The sequence below is a fragment of the Actinoplanes siamensis genome, assembly GCF_016862395.1.
Lineage (GTDB): Bacteria > Actinomycetota > Actinomycetes > Mycobacteriales > Micromonosporaceae > Actinoplanes > Actinoplanes siamensis.
The window spans coordinates 60,064-75,822 of the sequence record NZ_BOMW01000065.1 but is presented as its reverse complement, the minus strand read 5'-3'; the positions used below and the strand labels follow the sequence as shown (position 1 = coordinate 75,822).

The 15,759-nt window shown below is 70.8% G+C and carries 20 protein-coding genes, 1 pseudogene and 1 riboswitch; of the genes and pseudogenes, 6 read left to right on the top strand and 15 right to left on the bottom strand.

Going from position 1 to position 15,759, the window contains the following annotated elements; all coding sequences use genetic code 11:
• From Asi03nite_RS30645 to Asi03nite_RS30620, 6 genes and pseudogenes are all read right to left on the bottom strand, one after another.
• Positions 1-183 (bottom strand): annotated as a pseudogene (locus Asi03nite_RS30645) (HD domain-containing protein); the annotation flags it as partial.
• A 42-nt stretch (positions 184-225) separates the two neighbouring features.
• The gene (locus Asi03nite_RS30640; protein WP_203683974.1) at positions 226-1,239 is read right to left on the bottom strand and encodes an MHYT domain-containing protein; all 1,014 of its coding nucleotides are present in this window, start codon (positions 1,237-1,239) and stop codon (positions 226-228) included.
• Positions 1,240-1,407: 168 nt separating this feature from the next.
• Positions 1,408-1,551, bottom strand: a complete 144-nt coding sequence (locus tag Asi03nite_RS30635; protein WP_203683973.1) for a GPGG-motif small membrane protein — start codon at positions 1,549-1,551, stop codon at positions 1,408-1,410.
• A gap of 46 nt (positions 1,552-1,597) precedes the next feature.
• Positions 1,598-2,353 carry a metallophosphoesterase family protein gene (locus Asi03nite_RS30630; protein WP_203683972.1) on the bottom strand — a complete coding sequence of 252 codons (756 nt, stop codon included), beginning with the start codon at positions 2,351-2,353 and terminating at the stop codon, positions 1,598-1,600.
• Positions 2,350-2,598 (bottom strand): hypothetical protein, encoded by a 249-nt coding sequence (locus Asi03nite_RS30625; protein WP_203683971.1) that lies wholly within the window; start codon positions 2,596-2,598, stop codon positions 2,350-2,352. Before Asi03nite_RS30625 ends, Asi03nite_RS30630 begins: the two co-directional genes overlap by 4 nt.
• A gap of 2 nt (positions 2,599-2,600) precedes the next feature.
• Complete coding sequence (locus tag Asi03nite_RS30620) at positions 2,601-3,194, bottom strand: nucleotidyltransferase (RefSeq protein WP_203683970.1); 594 nt, start codon at positions 3,192-3,194, stop codon at positions 2,601-2,603.
• Between the two features lie 140 nt (positions 3,195-3,334).
• Here Asi03nite_RS30620 and Asi03nite_RS30615 point away from each other — a divergent pair, with 140 nt between their 5' ends.
• Positions 3,335-4,057 carry a nucleoside/nucleotide kinase family protein gene (locus Asi03nite_RS30615; RefSeq protein ID WP_203683969.1) on the top strand — a complete coding sequence of 241 codons (723 nt, stop codon included), beginning with the start codon at positions 3,335-3,337 and terminating at the stop codon, positions 4,055-4,057.
• A 25-nt stretch (positions 4,058-4,082) separates the two neighbouring features.
• Here Asi03nite_RS30615 and Asi03nite_RS30610 read toward each other — a convergent pair whose 3' ends face one another.
• Entirely contained in the window at positions 4,083-4,766 is a 684-nt protein-coding gene (locus Asi03nite_RS30610; RefSeq protein ID WP_203683968.1) for an SDR family NAD(P)-dependent oxidoreductase, read from the bottom strand.
• Positions 4,767-5,324: 558 nt separating this feature from the next.
• On the opposite strand from Asi03nite_RS30610, the gene Asi03nite_RS30605 reads away from it, so the two are divergent.
• The gene (locus Asi03nite_RS30605) at positions 5,325-6,326 is read left to right on the top strand and encodes a sigma-70 family RNA polymerase sigma factor (RefSeq protein ID WP_203683967.1); all 1,002 of its coding nucleotides are present in this window, start codon (positions 5,325-5,327) and stop codon (positions 6,324-6,326) included.
• Between the two features lie 73 nt (positions 6,327-6,399).
• On the opposite strand, the gene Asi03nite_RS30600 is transcribed toward Asi03nite_RS30605, so the two are convergent.
• From Asi03nite_RS30600 to Asi03nite_RS30590, 3 genes are all read right to left on the bottom strand, one after another.
• On the bottom strand, positions 6,400-7,362 hold the full coding sequence (locus Asi03nite_RS30600; RefSeq protein WP_239103044.1) for a C40 family peptidase: 963 nt from the start codon (positions 7,360-7,362) through the stop codon (positions 6,400-6,402).
• 14 nt (positions 7,363-7,376) lie between these two features.
• Positions 7,377-7,527: riboswitch (cyclic di-AMP (ydaO/yuaA leader) on the bottom strand.
• Between the two features lie 170 nt (positions 7,528-7,697).
• Positions 7,698-8,021: a DUF3817 domain-containing protein gene (locus Asi03nite_RS30595; RefSeq protein ID WP_203683966.1), complete on the bottom strand. Its 324-nt coding sequence runs from the start codon at positions 8,019-8,021 to the stop codon at positions 7,698-7,700.
• A gap of 14 nt (positions 8,022-8,035) precedes the next feature.
• Entirely contained in the window at positions 8,036-8,461 is a 426-nt protein-coding gene (locus tag Asi03nite_RS30590; protein WP_203683965.1) for a hypothetical protein, read from the bottom strand.
• 95 nt (positions 8,462-8,556) lie between these two features.
• On the opposite strand from Asi03nite_RS30590, the gene Asi03nite_RS30585 reads away from it, so the two are divergent.
• From Asi03nite_RS30585 to Asi03nite_RS30575, 3 genes are all read left to right on the top strand, one after another.
• Positions 8,557-8,808: a DUF6158 family protein gene (locus Asi03nite_RS30585; protein WP_239103043.1), complete on the top strand. Its 252-nt coding sequence runs from the start codon at positions 8,557-8,559 to the stop codon at positions 8,806-8,808.
• Between the two features lie 35 nt (positions 8,809-8,843).
• Positions 8,844-9,359 carry a DUF1360 domain-containing protein gene (locus tag Asi03nite_RS30580; RefSeq protein WP_203683964.1) on the top strand — a complete coding sequence of 172 codons (516 nt, stop codon included), beginning with the start codon at positions 8,844-8,846 and terminating at the stop codon, positions 9,357-9,359.
• Positions 9,360-9,676: 317 nt separating this feature from the next.
• Positions 9,677-10,510, top strand: coding sequence for an ANTAR domain-containing protein (locus tag Asi03nite_RS30575; protein WP_203683963.1), 834 nt, complete (start codon positions 9,677-9,679; stop codon positions 10,508-10,510).
• Between the two features lie 238 nt (positions 10,511-10,748).
• Here the strand turns inward: Asi03nite_RS30575 and Asi03nite_RS30570 are convergent, their stop codons facing one another.
• The 5 genes from Asi03nite_RS30570 to Asi03nite_RS30550 all read right to left on the bottom strand — a co-directional run bounded on the left by Asi03nite_RS30570 (position 10,749) and on the right by Asi03nite_RS30550 (position 14,854).
• Complete coding sequence (locus tag Asi03nite_RS30570) at positions 10,749-11,060, bottom strand: antibiotic biosynthesis monooxygenase family protein (RefSeq protein ID WP_203683962.1); 312 nt, start codon at positions 11,058-11,060, stop codon at positions 10,749-10,751.
• 350 nt (positions 11,061-11,410) lie between these two features.
• Positions 11,411-13,144: an MDR family MFS transporter gene (locus Asi03nite_RS30565; RefSeq protein ID WP_203683961.1), complete on the bottom strand. Its 1,734-nt coding sequence runs from the start codon at positions 13,142-13,144 to the stop codon at positions 11,411-11,413.
• Positions 13,141-13,539: a MarR family winged helix-turn-helix transcriptional regulator gene (locus Asi03nite_RS30560; RefSeq protein ID WP_239103042.1), complete on the bottom strand. Its 399-nt coding sequence runs from the start codon at positions 13,537-13,539 to the stop codon at positions 13,141-13,143. The genes Asi03nite_RS30565 and Asi03nite_RS30560 overlap by 4 nt, the downstream gene beginning before the upstream one ends.
• 162 nt (positions 13,540-13,701) lie before the next feature.
• The gene (locus tag Asi03nite_RS30555; protein WP_203683959.1) at positions 13,702-14,301 is read right to left on the bottom strand and encodes a class I SAM-dependent methyltransferase; all 600 of its coding nucleotides are present in this window, start codon (positions 14,299-14,301) and stop codon (positions 13,702-13,704) included.
• Between the two features lie 70 nt (positions 14,302-14,371).
• Positions 14,372-14,854: an AfsR/SARP family transcriptional regulator gene (locus tag Asi03nite_RS30550; RefSeq protein WP_203683958.1), complete on the bottom strand. Its 483-nt coding sequence runs from the start codon at positions 14,852-14,854 to the stop codon at positions 14,372-14,374.
• Positions 14,855-15,067: 213 nt separating this feature from the next.
• On the opposite strand from Asi03nite_RS30550, the gene Asi03nite_RS30545 reads away from it, so the two are divergent.
• Complete coding sequence (locus tag Asi03nite_RS30545) at positions 15,068-15,727, top strand: response regulator (RefSeq protein WP_203683957.1); 660 nt, start codon at positions 15,068-15,070, stop codon at positions 15,725-15,727.
• Positions 15,728-15,759 lie beyond the last annotated feature (32 nt).

Sequence of the window (15,759 nt, the reverse complement as noted above, 5' to 3'; positions counted from 1 at the left end):
CTCGCGGACCCGCCGGTCCTTCGCGTGCAGACCGGCGGCCAGCTCCAGCGCCTCGGTCAGCCGCTCCCGGTCGGCCTCCGGGAACGACTCCAGCTCCAATCCGAACCGTTGCCGCAGGCCGGCCTCGCCGTACACCTCGGTGATCGCGTGCAGTGGCATCGAGAGCAGCATCCTTGGTGCCATGCGGATCAGGTATACCGGATCTTCGGCCGGCACGGGGGTTGCTCACGTGCCGGATGTGGCCGGCCCCACCACCGGGTCACCGTGATCGGCGGGTGTGTCGGAAATCGGCGGCGCAGCGCCCACCGCCGGGTCGAACGCCGGCGGGCGTGGCGAGGTGCGCGGCGCGGGTGACGGGCGGGCGGCGCCGGCGGTCCGGCCGGCGGCCATCGCCCGCGCCGCCGGGGAGAGCCGGACCGCGGTGACCGAGGCCTGCCGCAGCGTCCAGGGCTGGGCCGGCTCGGCGTGCACCCCGCGCCTCGGGGTGCCGGCCCCGTTCGTGAACTCCTCCTCGGTCATCGCCTGCAGCGCGCTGAGCGCCACCCCGACGATGGTGGCCGCGGTCAGCAGCGTGATCGGCACGATCAGGGCGAGCGGCCGGATCCCGTCCGAGGAGGGGACGATCGACGGGTCCAGCTCCACGGACATGGCGGCCATCCCGGTGTAGTGCATGCCGCAGACCGAGATCGCCATCACCGCCGCCGCGCCGGCCATCCGGGTCAGCCCGCGCACCGACATCGCGAACCACAGCGCCGTGGTGCAGGCCGCCAGCGCGATCACGGCGGACGCGGCGACCAGCATCGGGTCGTAGTGCACCACCGCGGAGACCCGCATGCCCTCCATCCCGGTGTAGTGCATGGCCAGCACCCCGCCGCCGGTGAGCACACCGGCCACGGCCGTCTTGGCGGGGCGGGGCGCGCCGTGCCCGACCACCATCAGCCCGATCCCGACGGTGACCACCGACAAGGCCAGGCTGAGCAGGGTGACCCGCAGGTCGTAGCGGACCGGGCTGTCCGGCACCTCGAAGCCGAGCATGGCGGAGAAGTGCATCAGCCAGATGCCGCCGCCCCCGATCGCGAACGACGCGATCGTCAGCCACCGGTTGCGCCGGCCGCGGCTGTGCGCGCTCCGGGCGCGTCCGGTGCAGAGCAGTCCGAGGAAGGACCCGAGGTACGCCAGCAGCGCCGCGGCTATCGGGTTGAACGGCCCGTAAGTGAAATGGTGTACGTGAGCTGCCACTGGCCTGCCTCGCGGAGAGTGAGCGATGGTCCGCGGGGTAGTGAGTCAGAAATCTGCTGTGGTTCATCGCACGCGGAGTGCGTCGCGCACCAAAGAGAACCGGGATCGTTCCACGTTCGGAACGATCCCGGTGCCGGTACGGAAGGGATGGGGTGCGGGGGATGCCGATCAGGTGAAGATGCTGACGCCGCCGGGGCCGACCAGCAGGCCGACGATGATCAGCACGATTCCCCAGAGGATCTGCCGCCGGAACAGCGCGAGGATGCCGGCGACCACGAGGATTACGGCGAGAATCCAGAGCAGTAGGTCCATGTCGCTGCTGGTACCCGATGTCCGAAAATCGGAAACCTGGGTCCGATCAGGCGTTCGCGAGCGCCGTGTCCCGCGTGTCCACAGTGTCGGTGAGCAGCTGGTACACGTTGTACGCCTGCTTGATCACCGGGTGCGCGACGTTGCGCACCGGCACCCCGCCGGGCGTGCGGCCCCGCTCCGAGCCGTGGTGCGCGTGCCCGTGCAGGGCCAGCGTGGTGGGCGCCTCGTCGATCGCCTGGCCGAGCTGGTAGCAGCCGAGGAACGCGAAGATCTCCGGCGGCTCACCGGCCAGCGTCTCCGGGACCGGGGCGTAGTGGGTCAGGGCCACCAGGGCGTCGCACTCCTCCACCGAGCGCAGCGCGGCGCGCAGGGCGGCGGCGTACCGCTCGCTGGTCCCGACGAAGTCCTTCATCTCGCGCTCGCCGAAGTTGCTGGCGCAGGCGCCGTTGAAGCCGCCGCCGAAGCCCTTGGTGCCGGCGATGCCGAGCCGGTGGCCGTTCAGCTCCAGCACGGTGGCGTCGCCCTCCAGCACGGTGATCCCGGCGTCGGTGAGCACCTTGGTCAGGCCCTCCTGCTGATCGCTCTGATGGTCGTGGTTGCCGAGCACCACCACGACCGGCACGGCCAGCCCGCCGAACTCGGTGGCGAAGCACTCGGCCTCCTCCACCGTGCCGTGCCGGGTCAGGTCGCCGGCGATCAGCAGCGCGTCGGCCTGGTCCGGCAGTTCCTCGAGGGCCGGCCGGTACCGGCCCACCACGTCCTTGTCCACGTGCACGTCGCCCACAGCGGCGATCCGGATCATGAAATCTCCTCCACCTCGGCCGGCGCCTGGGTCCGGGTGATGCCGATGTCACACGCGATCTCCAGGTCGGGGTAGCGCGCGGCGATCTGCCGGCAGATCTCGTCCCGCCGCTGCGCGCTCTCCACCTCACCGCCCAGAATCAGTACGTTCTCCCGCTGGTGCACTGTCACACCCTGCTCGGCGATCCGGTCGTGCTCGGCCAGCAACCGCTGGATGTCCGCTTCCAGATCGATCTGTTTGGTCATCTTTAGGACCTCACCCTCATCGGACTACCCTCTTCGGACGGGAACGGCACGACGTCGAGCCGGTCCAGCAGGACGAGGAACGCCTCGGCGTACGGGGACTTCGCGGTCTCGCGCCACACCCGCCTCCAGTCGATCTGCTCGCGCAGCGACCGGGCCACCGGCAGCCCTTGGGCGAAGTCGCAGTGATGCTGGCTGAAACTGAGCAACTTGTGGACCATCAACTGGGTGGCCGAGAGCACCGGCATGTAGATCGCCTCGACCGAGATGCGCTCGGTGTCGGCCAGCGTCTCGTCGGTGACCGGCGTCTCGACCGGACGGTAGATCAGGTCCACCATCCGCCCCTCCTCGTCGAAGACCTTGACCAGCCAGTCCTCCGGCGGCTCCTCCGTGGTGAAACCCACTTTGGCCAGCTCCCGGAGGGCGTGCTCCTTGTCCTGCTCGCGGAACATGAAGTCCACGTCGTGATCGCTGGAGTGGCCGCCGTGGGCGTAGACGGCGAAGCTACCGCCCAGGGCGAACGGGATCTCCGCCGTCTTCAGGGTGGCCGCGACACGCTTGAGCGTGTTGGCCAGCCCCTCGTCGACGCGGTGCGGCATGGTGACCTCCTGTTCCGTTTCCAGTTGAAATCGACTACCCCGGGTAGCCACTCCTTGAACCCCTGCTGATCATTCTGTCCCGCTCTGCCCGGCTTGCGAGGACGAACGCGGCGTGCGGGATACGGCTACCGTCGGTTGGTATGTCTTCCCCAGCGCATTCCGTCCGTACCGTGGCCCTGGTCGGCATCGACGGCTCCGGCAAGACCACGCAGGCCCGGCTGCTCGCCGCGGCGCTGGCCGGGGCCGGGCGGCCGGCGGCGTACCGGCAGAACGCCGGCGGGCGGGCCTGGTTCGGCCGGCTGGCGACCAGGCTGGGCCGGCGGGACGCCGAGGAGCTGCTCGGCCGGCCGGCCATGATCCTCGTCGAGTCGCTGCTGCGCTGGCTGGCGATCGCCCGGACGCTGCTGCGCCGCGCGCTGCGCGGGGAGATCGCGGTGATGGACCGGTACGCCGTCTGCCAGTACGCCAGCCTGCGAGCGCACGGGGCCGGTCCGGCCGCCGAGCGCCGTGCCCGGCTGGCCTACCGGCTCTTCCCGCTCCCGGACGTGACGCTCTTCATGGCCGTCGATCCGGAGGTGGCCCAGGAGCGGATCGTGCGGCGGGGCACCGACACCGAGTCGCTGGAGTACCTGAGAGCGGCCGACCGGGCATACCGGTCACTGCCGGAGTTCGCGGACTTCGTGGTGGTCGACGCGAACGGTCCGGAGGAGGAGGTCTTCGCCGTGATCCGGGCCGAGCTGGCCCGGATCACGGCCCCGGTCCCGGACCGGACCCCGCTCCGGGTGCGCACGATGCTGCTGGCCGGCGTCCCGGTGCTGGCCGGGGCCGCCGTCCTGGGCTGGCAACTTGCTGAATCTCTCTGAGGTGCTCGCCAGGTTGCCGAGACTTTCAGGCCTGTCCGTAGACCGGGATCCGGGCGCCGCTGACCGGGGCGGAGGCGTCCGAGGCGAGGAACAGCACGGTGGCGGCGATCTGCTCGGGGCTCACCCAGCGGCTCCGGTCGGCGTCCGGCATGGAGGCTCGGTTGCCCGGGGTGTCGATCACGCTGGGCAGCACCGTGTTGCAGCGCACGTGCTGCTTCTTGTACTCGACCGCGACCGTCTCGGCGAAGGCCAGCACCGCGGCCTTGGACGCGACGTAACCGGCCGCGCCGGGGAACGGCGCCACCGCGGCCCGGGACGCCACGCACACCACCGCACCGCCGCCGGCCGCCACCAGGTGCGGCAGCGCCGCCGCGGTGGTCAGGTAGGTGGGGCGCAGGTTGGCGGTGAACATCGCCTCGAACTCCTCGACCGGGGTGTCCGCGACCAGCCCGCTTCCGGCGTACCCCCCGATCCCGTTGACCACCGCCTTGAGCGGGGTGCCGGGATCGCCGGCGGCGGCCGCTGCGGCGGCGGCCGCGCCGGCCGGGTCGGTCAGATCGGCCTCGACGGCGACGGCGCCGACGGGCAGCCGGCCGACGGATCCGGTACGGGCCGGCGCCACCACCCGCCACCCGGCGGCCAGGAACGCCGCGATGGTGGCGGCGCCGAGGCCGCCGGTGCCGCCGGTCACCAGTGCAGTGTTGGTCATGAAAGCATCCGAGCAGGTCGTCACCCGGCCGCGGGTGTGTTTTTCCTCACTTATCGGGCCCGCGGCGCGTGGCCGCGCGAATGTCACCGCATCGGGGAGCGTCACCCGTCCGGGCGAGTGAAGTCCTGCTCGGCGTGGCGCATTGTGGCCGATGGTCCGGTTCGGCCGGGTGGCCGGAGACGCGAGTTCGATTTGATGTCCGCGTTTGGTTCAGGCTTGCCGGAAGCTGGTCGATGCTCCACGTGAACCCCTTGGGCCGACACCCCGTAATACCGGTGTACAGGCACCAGGGTGACGAGCGTCGCGGCGCCCAGGTGATGCCCGTCGCTGTGGAGCATGAGAGGCCGATGGTGTTATGAGGCGCTCGACGGGTATCCGTCTATACGCAAGGCGGTCGCTACGAGATCGCACTCAGCTACCGCGCACTGGGCTCTCAGGTAAGACCCAGGCATTCGTGACACTTTCGACCGGCCAGCCGGAATCAGCGCAGGCAGCCATTTGTTGTGTAGATGTCAGCAACCGCAATGCACGAGCTGCGGACGTTACGGGAGAGGGCTGATGGACGCAGGTAATGCCCGTAACAGGGTTAGTGACGGCAATGAGGGGACCGTGGGCAACGTGGAGAAGAACACCGTGATGCGTACCGACCAGGTCGCCGAGGAACGCGACCTCGTCGGAGTCTACCTGCACGAGATCTCCCGGACGCCGCTGTTGGACGCCGCGCGTGAGGTCGAGCTCTCCAAGTCGATCGAGGCGGGCCTCTACGCCGAGTACCTGCTGGATCAGGGCGAGGAGCGTCGCGGCGTCAGCCGGGAGGAGCTGGAGCGCCTGGTCACCGAGGGGCAGCGCGCCAAGGACCTGTTCATCCGCGCGAACCTGCGGCTGGTCGTCTCGATCGCCCGCCGTTACGTGCGCTCGGGCATGCCGATGCTCGACCTGATCCAGGAGGGCAACACCGGCCTGGTCCGCGCGGTCGAGAAGTTCGACTACGAGCGTGGTTACAAGTTCTCGACGTACGCGACGTGGTGGGTGCGCCAGGCGATCAGCCGGGCCATCGCCCAGCAGGAGCGCACCGTGCGCCTGCCGGTGCACCTGGTCGAGGACGTCAACCGGATGCGCAACGTGACCCGCCAGCTCGTTCGTGAGCTGGGCGGCGACCCGGAGCCGGAGCAGATCGCGGCGGCCCTGGGCGTGACCGTGGAGCGGGTCAACGAGCTGACCCGCTGGGCGCAGGACACGGTGTCGCTGGACACCCCGGTCGGCGACGACGGCGACACCAACCTGGGCGACCTGGTGGCCGACAGCGACGCCCCGTCGCCCGAGGAGATCGTGCTGAGCGCTCTGGAGCGCCAGCGCATCGAGGGCCTGCTCAACCACCTGGACGACCGCTCGGCCGGCATCATGCGGGCGCGGTACGGGCTGGAGGACGGCCGCGAGCACTCGCTGACCGAGGTGGCCTCGCGCTTCTCGCTCAGCCGGGAGCGGATCCGCCAGCTGGAGATCCAGGCGCTCGGCCGGCTCCGTGAGCTGGCCCGCGCCGAGGGCCTGCAGGCCGCCTGACCGGAAAACCCCACCGACGAACATCGAAGGCCGGCACCCCGCGGGGGCGCCGGCCTTCGTCGTGCGTGCGGTCCTACTTGACCCGGCCGTATCCGTTCGGAGTCATGATGTTGATCGTGCGGTGCAGCACGTCCCGGCCCGCCGACGGCGCGTCGATGATCATGTTGTCGCCGACGTAGATCGCGACGTGCTGGTTGTTGCGGTAGAACACCAGGTCGCCCGGCCGGAGATCGGCCCGGCCGATCCGCGCCGTGGCGCTGTACTGCGCGGCCGCGTTGTGCGGGAGGGACTTGCCCGCCGCCGCCCACGCCGCCATGGTCAGACCCGAGCAGTCGTACGAGTTCGGGCCCGCGTCGCCGAAGCCGTACGGCTTGCCGATCTGCTTGAAGGCGAAGGTCACCGCCTTGCCGGCCGAGCCCGCGACGCTCGGGATCTGGCCGTTGTAGGAGCCGGTGTTCTCCGTGGCGCTGCCGAAGGCGGCCTCGCGCATGGCGTACAGCTTCTGCAGATCCTTCTTGATCTTGGTCTGCTGAGCGCCGAGCTCCTTGTTCTGCAGCGCCTGCTTCTTCTCCGTGACCTTGAGCGCCGCCTGCTTGTCGGCGAAGCTCTGCGTGGTCTCGGAGAACTCGTCGATGTCCTGCTGGTTCGCGCGGGCGAGCTGGTCCAGGTAGCCCAGCCGCTGCAACAGGTCACCCTGGTTGCCGCTGAGCAGGACCTCCATCGGGCCGACCCGGCCGGTGATGTACGACGAGGTGGCGATCTTCTGCATCCGGGCGCTGGCCTGGGTCAGCGCCTGCTGGGCCGGCTTCAGTGAGGCGTTCAGCTTCACCATGTCGGCCTGCGTCTTCTTCAAGTCGATCTTCGACTTGTTGTACGCCTCGGTGACGTCCTCGAGCTTCTCCGAAGCGGTGTCGATCTGCTTCTTCAGCTCGTCCTTGGACGGGGCCGCGTGCGCGGCGGCAGCTCCCGACGTGGTGATCGCCAACGCGGTCAGCGCGACCACCAGCGCCCGGAGCCTGGTACGGGGGTGTGGCACTGGTCAGGGGCCTTTCTTCCGCTTCGTGCCGCCTACCGGGTCAGCTGACGGGTTCGGGCTCGGAAGATGGCCCTACCGCGCTGTGGGCGCGGATTCACCCCATGACGGTGGGTCCCCGGTTCCAGCGGCGCCGGGGCGCCACCCGTGATTCGGCGGCGTTGGTCGGCGCCACCGGAGGGTTTGTGGCTGCGGACCGAACCAACCGCATCAACTTATCGGTGCAGAAACCAAAATCAAGACCTTGGCGCGTGAATTTTACCAATCGTCGGACTTGTAACCTTAATCCCGATAACCGGCTGTTATTCGGTCCGCGCTCAGCGTTATTGAGACGAGTTCTAATCGTTCAATGCCGGAGCGAGGTTCGCATTCGGCATCCAGTGCCGGGTGACCTGCCGTTCGGCCCAGAACGAGAAGAACGGGATGGTGCCGGCCAGCATCACCAGGACCATCCGGCCGAACGGCCAGCGCGCCCGGCGGGACAGGTCGAAGGTGAGCAGCAGATAGATCATGTAAAGGAAGCCGTGCAGCGGGCCGATCACCGCGACCACCGTGTCGTTGTCGCCGAGGTACTTCAGCGGCATGCCGACCAGCACGAGAAGGACCAGGAACACGCCGACGATCCAGGCGATGATCCGGTAACGGGTGAGGGCGCCCTGCACGGTGGGGTCTCCTTCTACTTCTTGAGTCTGCTGCCGGGGTAGTCGGCGGCGCGGGCTCCGGGATGCTCGGCCAGCCAGGACAGGTAGTCGTTGTAGGCCTCGAGCTCGGGATCGGCCGGGTCGGACCCCGCCGCCCGCACGGCGACCCGGACCGGGCGGCCCAGGGTGACCGGGGCGCCCGGCTCCCGCGCCGGGACGGGCGCCTCCTCGGCGGGCTCCTCGGCGGGCTGGGACCTGCGCCGGTGCAGCTGCACCTCGCGGAACCAGATGAACACCACGAAACCGGCGAAGACCGGCCACTCGAAGGTGTAGCCCCAGCTGAGCGAGTTGCCCCCGGTGGCGCGGCTCAGCTGCCACCAGCCCAGCCCGAGGCAGCCCGCGACCAGGACCAGCGCCAGGACGTGCCGGGCGATCCATGCCGGAGACCACAGCCCTTTCATGTCCACGAGCGTACCGGCGGGTTTGGTGATCGCCCGCACGGGCAAGCGATGACACACGAATCACGAACCACGAACCGGAAGCGGAGGGGCACGACATGACGGACGCGCGATCCGCGGACAGCGCGCTGGCGGACTTCGACACCGGGATCGACCCGGCTGGGCTGGCCGACGACGACCTGTTCCGTGAGCTTTCCAGCCTGTACCGGACCCGCCTGGAGACCCTGCGGCACGGCCCGGACGCGGCGCTGGAGAACCACTTCCGGCGGACCGCCGAGCTGGAGACCGAGTACATGGCCCGCTTCCCCGGCCGCGAGGTCGACCCGGCGCGGCTCACCCAGGCCTTCTGAAGAGTCCGCCCGCCGTATCGAGAGGGACCCCGAACATGACCAGCCTGCAGGACAAGGTCGCCGAGGTGGCCCGGGCCTACGCGCCGCACGAGCACCGGCCGCTGAGCGGCTACCTGGCCGCGATGGGCGGGCTGGGCGTGCTCGCGGCGAGCCTGGCGGCGGCGGCCCGGATCAGCGGCCGGCCGGTACCGGAACGTCCGGCCGTCGCCGACGTGGCGCTGGTCTCCATCGCCACCCACAAGCTCAGCCGGCTGATCGCCAAGGACGCGGTGACCAGTCCGCTGCGGGCGCCGTTCACCCGGTACGCCGAGCCGGCCGGCGCGGCCGAGCTCAACGAGGAGGTCCGGGACTCCGGTAGCAGCGTCAAGCACGGCATCGGCGAGCTGGTCACCTGCCCGTTCTGCCTGGCCGTGTGGGTGGCCACCGGGCTGACCGGGGGACTGGTGCTGGCGCCGCGGCTGACCCGGCTGGTGGCCACCGCGCTGACCGCCACGGCCGTCTCCGACTTCCTGCAGATGGCCTACTCGATGGCGAAGGAGAAGGCGGAGTAGCTGCCGCCCTCGGTGTTACTCAGGTCACACTGGCTACCGGAATCATGGGCGGGTGCCGAAGGTTGTGAACGGATGCCGGTGTGCCCAGTGTCCCCGGGCCTCACCCATCGCCTGCACGGAATACCAGTCCGGCTGGAGCCGTGTTGAGCCACTCGCCGCGAGGCGACCTGCACACCGGCATCTACTTTCGTTCGGCCCCCGGGAATCCCCGGGGGCCGAACGTGTTTTCACGTGCCTACTAGGTTTAAACGGACAAGACCCCCCGATCGGGGCACCAAAACGAGCCGCGGCAGGATCGACATGGCAGTATCCGTCGGGTGTCTGTACCGCAACGTCGCGTACCGGCCGCCCAGCGCGGCACCCGGTCCCGCCGGCGCACCACCTCGGGTGGTGTGACCCCGTCCGGCACGGCCCGCAGGCTCGTCGCGGGCCGCCGGCCACGGCACACCGGATCCGCGTGGCTCGGCGCGCAGGAGCCGCATCCGGTCGAGCTGGCCGGGCTGTTGCACGAGGTCAGCGCGCGGTTGCTGACCGCCGACACGGTGACGCAGGCGCTCGACCGGCTGGCCGCTCTGGCGGCCGGGGCGATCCCCGGCGCGGTCCGCTGCTCGGTCGCGCTGATCGGCGAGGGCGGCCCGGTCGCCGTCGCGGCCGCCGGGTCCGCGGGGGAGACGTCCGACGGCCTGCAGTACGCCGGGGGCGCCGGCCCCGGGCTGGAGGCGGCCCGCACCCGCACCCTGATCACCTCGGACGACCTGGGCGCCGACGAGCGCTGGCCGGAGCTGCACGACGCCGCCCGCGCGGACGGCATCGCGGCGGTCGTGGCGATCCCGCTGGACGTGCGGCGGCACGCGGTCGGCGCGCTCAGCGTGAGCCTGGGCCGTCCCGGCCAGCCCGGCCCGGACCTGCTGCTGACCGCGATGGCGATGGCCGGGCAGGCCGAGGTGCTGCTCGGCGAACTGCACCGCCGCGAGGCGCTGACCGAGGGCGCGGCGGTGGACCGGGCCGTCGGCGTGATCATCGCGCAGCGCGGCTGCGGCGTGCAGGAGGCCTACCGGATCCTGCAGGACAGCGCACAGCGCCTCGGCCTGGACCGCGTCACGGTCGCCGAACGCCTGGTCGCCGCGGCCGCCCGCGACCGCGACAACTAGCGCCGGCCCACACTCGCCCGTCGGGCGGATGCGCCGTGCGCGGCCCACACTCACCCGTCGGGCGGATGCGCCGAACGCCGACCATGCTTCCGCAGCGGAAGGACCCGGCCGCGGAAACAGCCGGATCAGTCCGACCGGCGCCGGGTTGACCCGGCCGGCGTGTGCTCGCCGCCCGCCGGTGGGCGGGTATGCGGGCAGGGCCCGGAGATGCCGGCCGGACCAGTCGTGGTGGGCTGTGTCAGTCGGTGGGCTTGGTCACCTGCTGGACGACCTCGAATTCGAGGAGGCTGGCGCCGGTGGCGACAGGCTTGGCGCGCTCGCCCGAGTGGGCGGCCTTGGCGCTACCCTGCGACCACGCCTGGAAGGCCTCCTCGGACTCCCACTTGGTGTAGACGAAATACCGGTTGTCGCCGGCGACCGGGCGCAGCAGCTCGAAGGCGAGGAAGCCGGGCTCGTTCTCCACCGCGCCGTGCCGGGCGGCGAAGCGCTTCTCCAGCTCGGGGCCGGCGCCCTCGGGGACCTCAATCGCGTTGATCTTCACAACAGCCATGCCGCCACGCTACCGCCGCCGATTCCCCGGCTGGTCCGCATGGGTGTCCCGGGAGCGTCAGACACCCATGCGGACCAGCCGAACAGCCGGCGGCCGGCGATGGGCCGCGAGGGCAATGGCCGCGCGCCGTCGGCGGGGCGGCGATGGGCCGCACGGCGGTGCCGGCGGGGCGGCGCGGGAAGGCCGTGGGTGCGGCGGTCCGGCGGGGAGCGCGGGGACGCTGTGGCCCGGCGACGTGCCGCCAGGAGGCTGTGGGGCGGAGGCGGCGCGGGAGCGGTGAGCTGGGGGGATCGAGCCGATTGCGGGGGTACGCGGGGTGCGCGCACCGGCCGTACCCCCGCAATCGGGTGTTAGTGACCTGGCGTGTCGCTGCCCGCCTTGACCTCCGCCTGGTTGTCGTCGCCGCCGGTGGCCGCCGGGCCGGAGCCGGGGCCGGGCACGCCCGCGCTCCGCTCGGCCTGCGCCGCGTCGTCGGCGCGCTGCTGCTGGGCGGAGCGCATCGCCAGCGGGACCTCCGGGAGGAACAGCACGACCAGCAGGCCCACCAGCATGATGAAGAACGCCATCAGGTAGACGACGTGCACGCTGTCCGAGAAGCCGACCTTGAACGGGTGGGCGACCACGTCGGTGAGCTTGTTGATGAACGACGTGTCGCTGAGCGCGCCGCCGCCCTGGGCCTGGCCGAGCAGTTGCTGCTGGGCCGGGTCGGCGGCGGCCCGGGCGAACTCCGGGTTCCGGGCGGCGTCGGCGTACGCGTCCCGGATGTTGCCGGGCAGGACGTTGAACAGCACCGACAGGAAGACCGCGGTGCCCAGCGTGCCGCCCATCGAGCGGAAGAACGTGACGGCGCCGGTGGCCACGCCGATCTCCCGCGGGGAGACCGCGTTCTGCACCGCGGTGATCATCGGCTGCATGTTGCCGCCCAGGCCGAGGCCCATCAGGACCATCACCAGCATGGTCCGCCACAGCGGGGTGTCCGCCCCGACCAGCGAGAAGAGCAGCAGCGCGAGCACCATGAGCGTGCTGCCGACGATCGGGAAGATCCGGTAGCGGCCGGTGCGGGCGATCAGCTGACCGGAGATGATCGAGCCGGACATGATGCCGACCACGAACGGGATCATCTGCAGACCGGCGGCGGTGGCCGAGGAGCCCTTGACGATCTGCAGGTACAGCGGGACGGTCATCAGCCCGCCGAACATCGCGATGCCGAGGATCGTGCTGGACGCCGTGCCGACGGCGATCGTGCGGTTGTTGAACAGACGCAGCGGGAGCAGGGCCTCGTCCTTGTAGGCGCGCTCGGCGAACACGAAGGCGATCAGGCCGACGACGCCGATGACGTAGCAGAGGATCGCCCGGCCGGAGTCCCAACCCCACTCCCGGCCCTGCTCGGCGACGGTGAGCAGGGGCACCAGGCCGACGATCAGGGCGACCGCGCCGGGCCAGTCGATGCGGTGGCTGACCCGGGTATGCGGCAGGTGCAGCACCCGCGCCACGACCGCCATCGCGGCGATGCCGATCGGCACGTTCAGGTAGAAGACCCAGCGCCAGCCGTCGATCCAGAGGAGCCGGTCGGCGCCCGCGAAGAAGCCGCCCAGGATCGGGCCGAGCACGCTGGCGGTGCCGAAGACGGCCAGGAAGAAGCCCTGGTACTTGGCGCGCTCACGGGGCGGCACGATGTCGCCGATGATGGCCAGCGCCAGCGACATCAGGCCGCCGGCGCCGATGCCCTGGATCGCCCGGAACGCGGCGAGCTGGTACATGTCGGTCGACAGGCCGCAGAGGAACGAGCCGACGATGAAGATGCCGATGGCGAACAGGAAGAACGGCCGCCGGCCGTAAATGTCGGACAGCTTGCCGTACAGCGGGGTCGAGATCGTCGACGTGATCAGGAACGCCGTGGTGGCCCAGGCCTGCAGGTCGAAGCCGTTGAGATCGTCGGCGATGGTGCGGGTCGCCGTGGCCATGATCGTCTGATCGAGGGCGGCCAGGAACATGCCCATCATCAGGCCGACGAGGATCGTGAGGATCTGTCGGTGGGTGAATTCCGCGGCCGGTCTCGCGACCGGCGGGGTGGGGTGGCTCACGCGTTCTCCCGTGGTGGTGCTCCGAGATCGGTGCGCAACAGCGCCTCGACGGAGGTATTGAATTCGTGAAAGAGCTGGGCGAACGTGTCGACCCGGTCGGCCGGCCAGTCGCTGAGTGCCCGCTCCAGCAGGGCGACGCGGGCCGTGCCCAGGCGCTCGCACGCGGCCAGGCCGGCGTCGGTGACCGCCAGCCGGGAGGCCCGGCCGTCCGCCGGGTCCGCCTCCCGCCGTGCCAGGCCGGCTTTGACCAGCTGGGCGACCTGTCGGCTGATGGTCGACGGATCGGCCTGCTTCAGCTCGGCGAGGTCGGTGACCCGCATCGGGCCCATCGAACGCAACGGCAACAGCAACATCAGGGCGGAGAACTCGGCGCCGAGGTCTCCCGTCTTGAGCATGCCCCGAAAACGTGGCCCGACCCGGATCAACCGGAGGATTTCGTCGGACAACTTCGCGACGCCGCTCGTGGCGTTGGGCTCGTCGTGCACGTGATTGCCGTCCTCATGGGTGGGGACAATACGTGTAGCGTACAACTTGTTGTGTGGTGAACGCATTTCGGGTCATCGCATGCGCCAGACCCCGGTCCGTAGCTCCCCTGTCTCCTCCAGGTGCTCCGGGACCGGCACCACGTACTCGGTGACCAGGTCGAAGAGCCGTTCCGGGAAGTATCCCCGGCCGGGATCGCCAACCAGCACGGCCGCGCCGGCCCGGCGGTACGCGCGCAGCGCCGCGGTCATCCGTGGCGCGACCCGGGGGCTGTAATAGACGTCACCCGCGAGCACCACCTCGGGATCGGCCAGCTCCTCCGCCAGGGTCACCGCGTTGGCCGCGGCGTTGCGGCGCGCGGCGGCGACCGCATCCGGATCGATGTCCGATGCGGCCACCCGGGCGGCGCCGGCACGGGCCGCGGCGATCGCCGCCACCCCGGAACCGGTGGCCAGGTCGAGCACCCGGCGGCCGGCCACCTCGCCCGGATGGTCCAGCAGGTGACGCGCCAGGGCCTGACCGCCGGCCCAGACGAAGGCCCAGAACGGGGGCGGGGCGTCGCTGCGGAACTCGCCGCCGGTCAGATCGAAGAGGCCGAGCGGGGCGTCGACCAGGTGGAGAGAGATCTCCGGGGCGAGGGGCACGGGCCGCAGGGCGGTCGGGGCATCGAGCACGGGGGCGATTCTCCGCCCGTACCGCCTAATAATCTCCTGATTTTAGGTCTGCGGGATCTCTGCCGGACCTTCAGACGGTGCTGGGTGTCCGAGCGGTCTGCAGCTTCGCCCGGTACTTCGCGCGCAGCTCGGCCGCCCACGGGGCGTCCTCGTCCTCCAGCAGCGGGCGCGCGGCCAGGAAGGCGGCCGCGGCCAGCGGGCGCGTGGCACGCTCCGGCGGGCGGCCCTCGGCGGCCGCGATCAGCTGATCGAAAGTGGCCACGTCGACCCGGACCCGCTCGGTGTCCAAGTGGTACGTCCCCTGGTTGCCGACCACCACCGAGTCGCGCCCGCGGGCGCCCGGCTCGAGCCGGTCGCGCAGCACCTTGAGGTCGGCCCGGACCGTCGCCGGCGGGGCGCCGATCAGGCCGGACAGCTCCACAAGCGACTGCTCGCCGTGCAGCGCCAGGAGGGCGAGCAGCTGACGCGGGCGGTCGCCGCCGAAGTCGTCGCCCGCGAGGCGGACGCCACGGGTACGGACCTCGATGCGGCCGAAGAGCTGGATGTCGTACATGATTCAGAATCGTGTCGGCGGCCGCGGTGCGCCAGCAAGCCCCAATGCGGGGGGTGCCCTCGGCCGAAAGACTGGTCGGCACGGGCCATCAGGTGGCAACCTGACGTCGCCGTGGCACAACGCTCGCCTATTGGTAGGGCGGGCAGGTTGACGGGTAGTCCTTAGACTGCGCGGGGCCCGCCGGGCTGCCCGCTGACAGAGGATGGTGTACGCATGGAGAACGACGAGGCGATCCGAGTGCTCGTCGTCGACGGTCACCAGACCTTTGCCGAGCTGCTCGGACACGCTCTGGCGGGGCAGGCTGACCTGCGCTGGGTGGGGCACGCGCGGACCGGTCAGGAGGCGCTGCGCCTGGCCTCCGAGGTCACTCCGGACGTGATCCTGCTCGATCCGGAACTGTCCGATGCCGACGGCATCGCGATCGCTCAGCTGATCCGGGTGCGTCAGCCGGACGTCCGTGTGGTGATCCTCACGGCCCGGGAGGACCCGACTCTGATCAGCCGGGCCACCGCGTTCGGCGCGGCCGGCTTCATCTCCAAGAACGGCGCGCTGGCCGAGGTGCTCAACGCGCTGCGGACCGCGCACGGCGGCGGGATGACCGTGTCCACCGACATCATGGCGCGGCTGCTGCGCAGCACCAGCCCGGCCACCGTGACCCGGACCGAGAGCGGGCTCACGGCCCGCGAGGACGAGGTGTTGCAATTGATGGCGGCCGGTCTGGACGCCCGCGCGGTGGCCCGGCGGCTGGGCATCAGCGTGCACACCTGCCGGGGGCACCAGAAGGCGGTGCTGGCCAAGCTGGGAGCGCACAGCCAGTTGGAGGCGGTGGCCATCGCGACCCGGCGCGGGCTGGTCCGGCCGGATCGCCGTTAACTCTTCGTTTCGGCTGATCCGCTGGGCGCTGC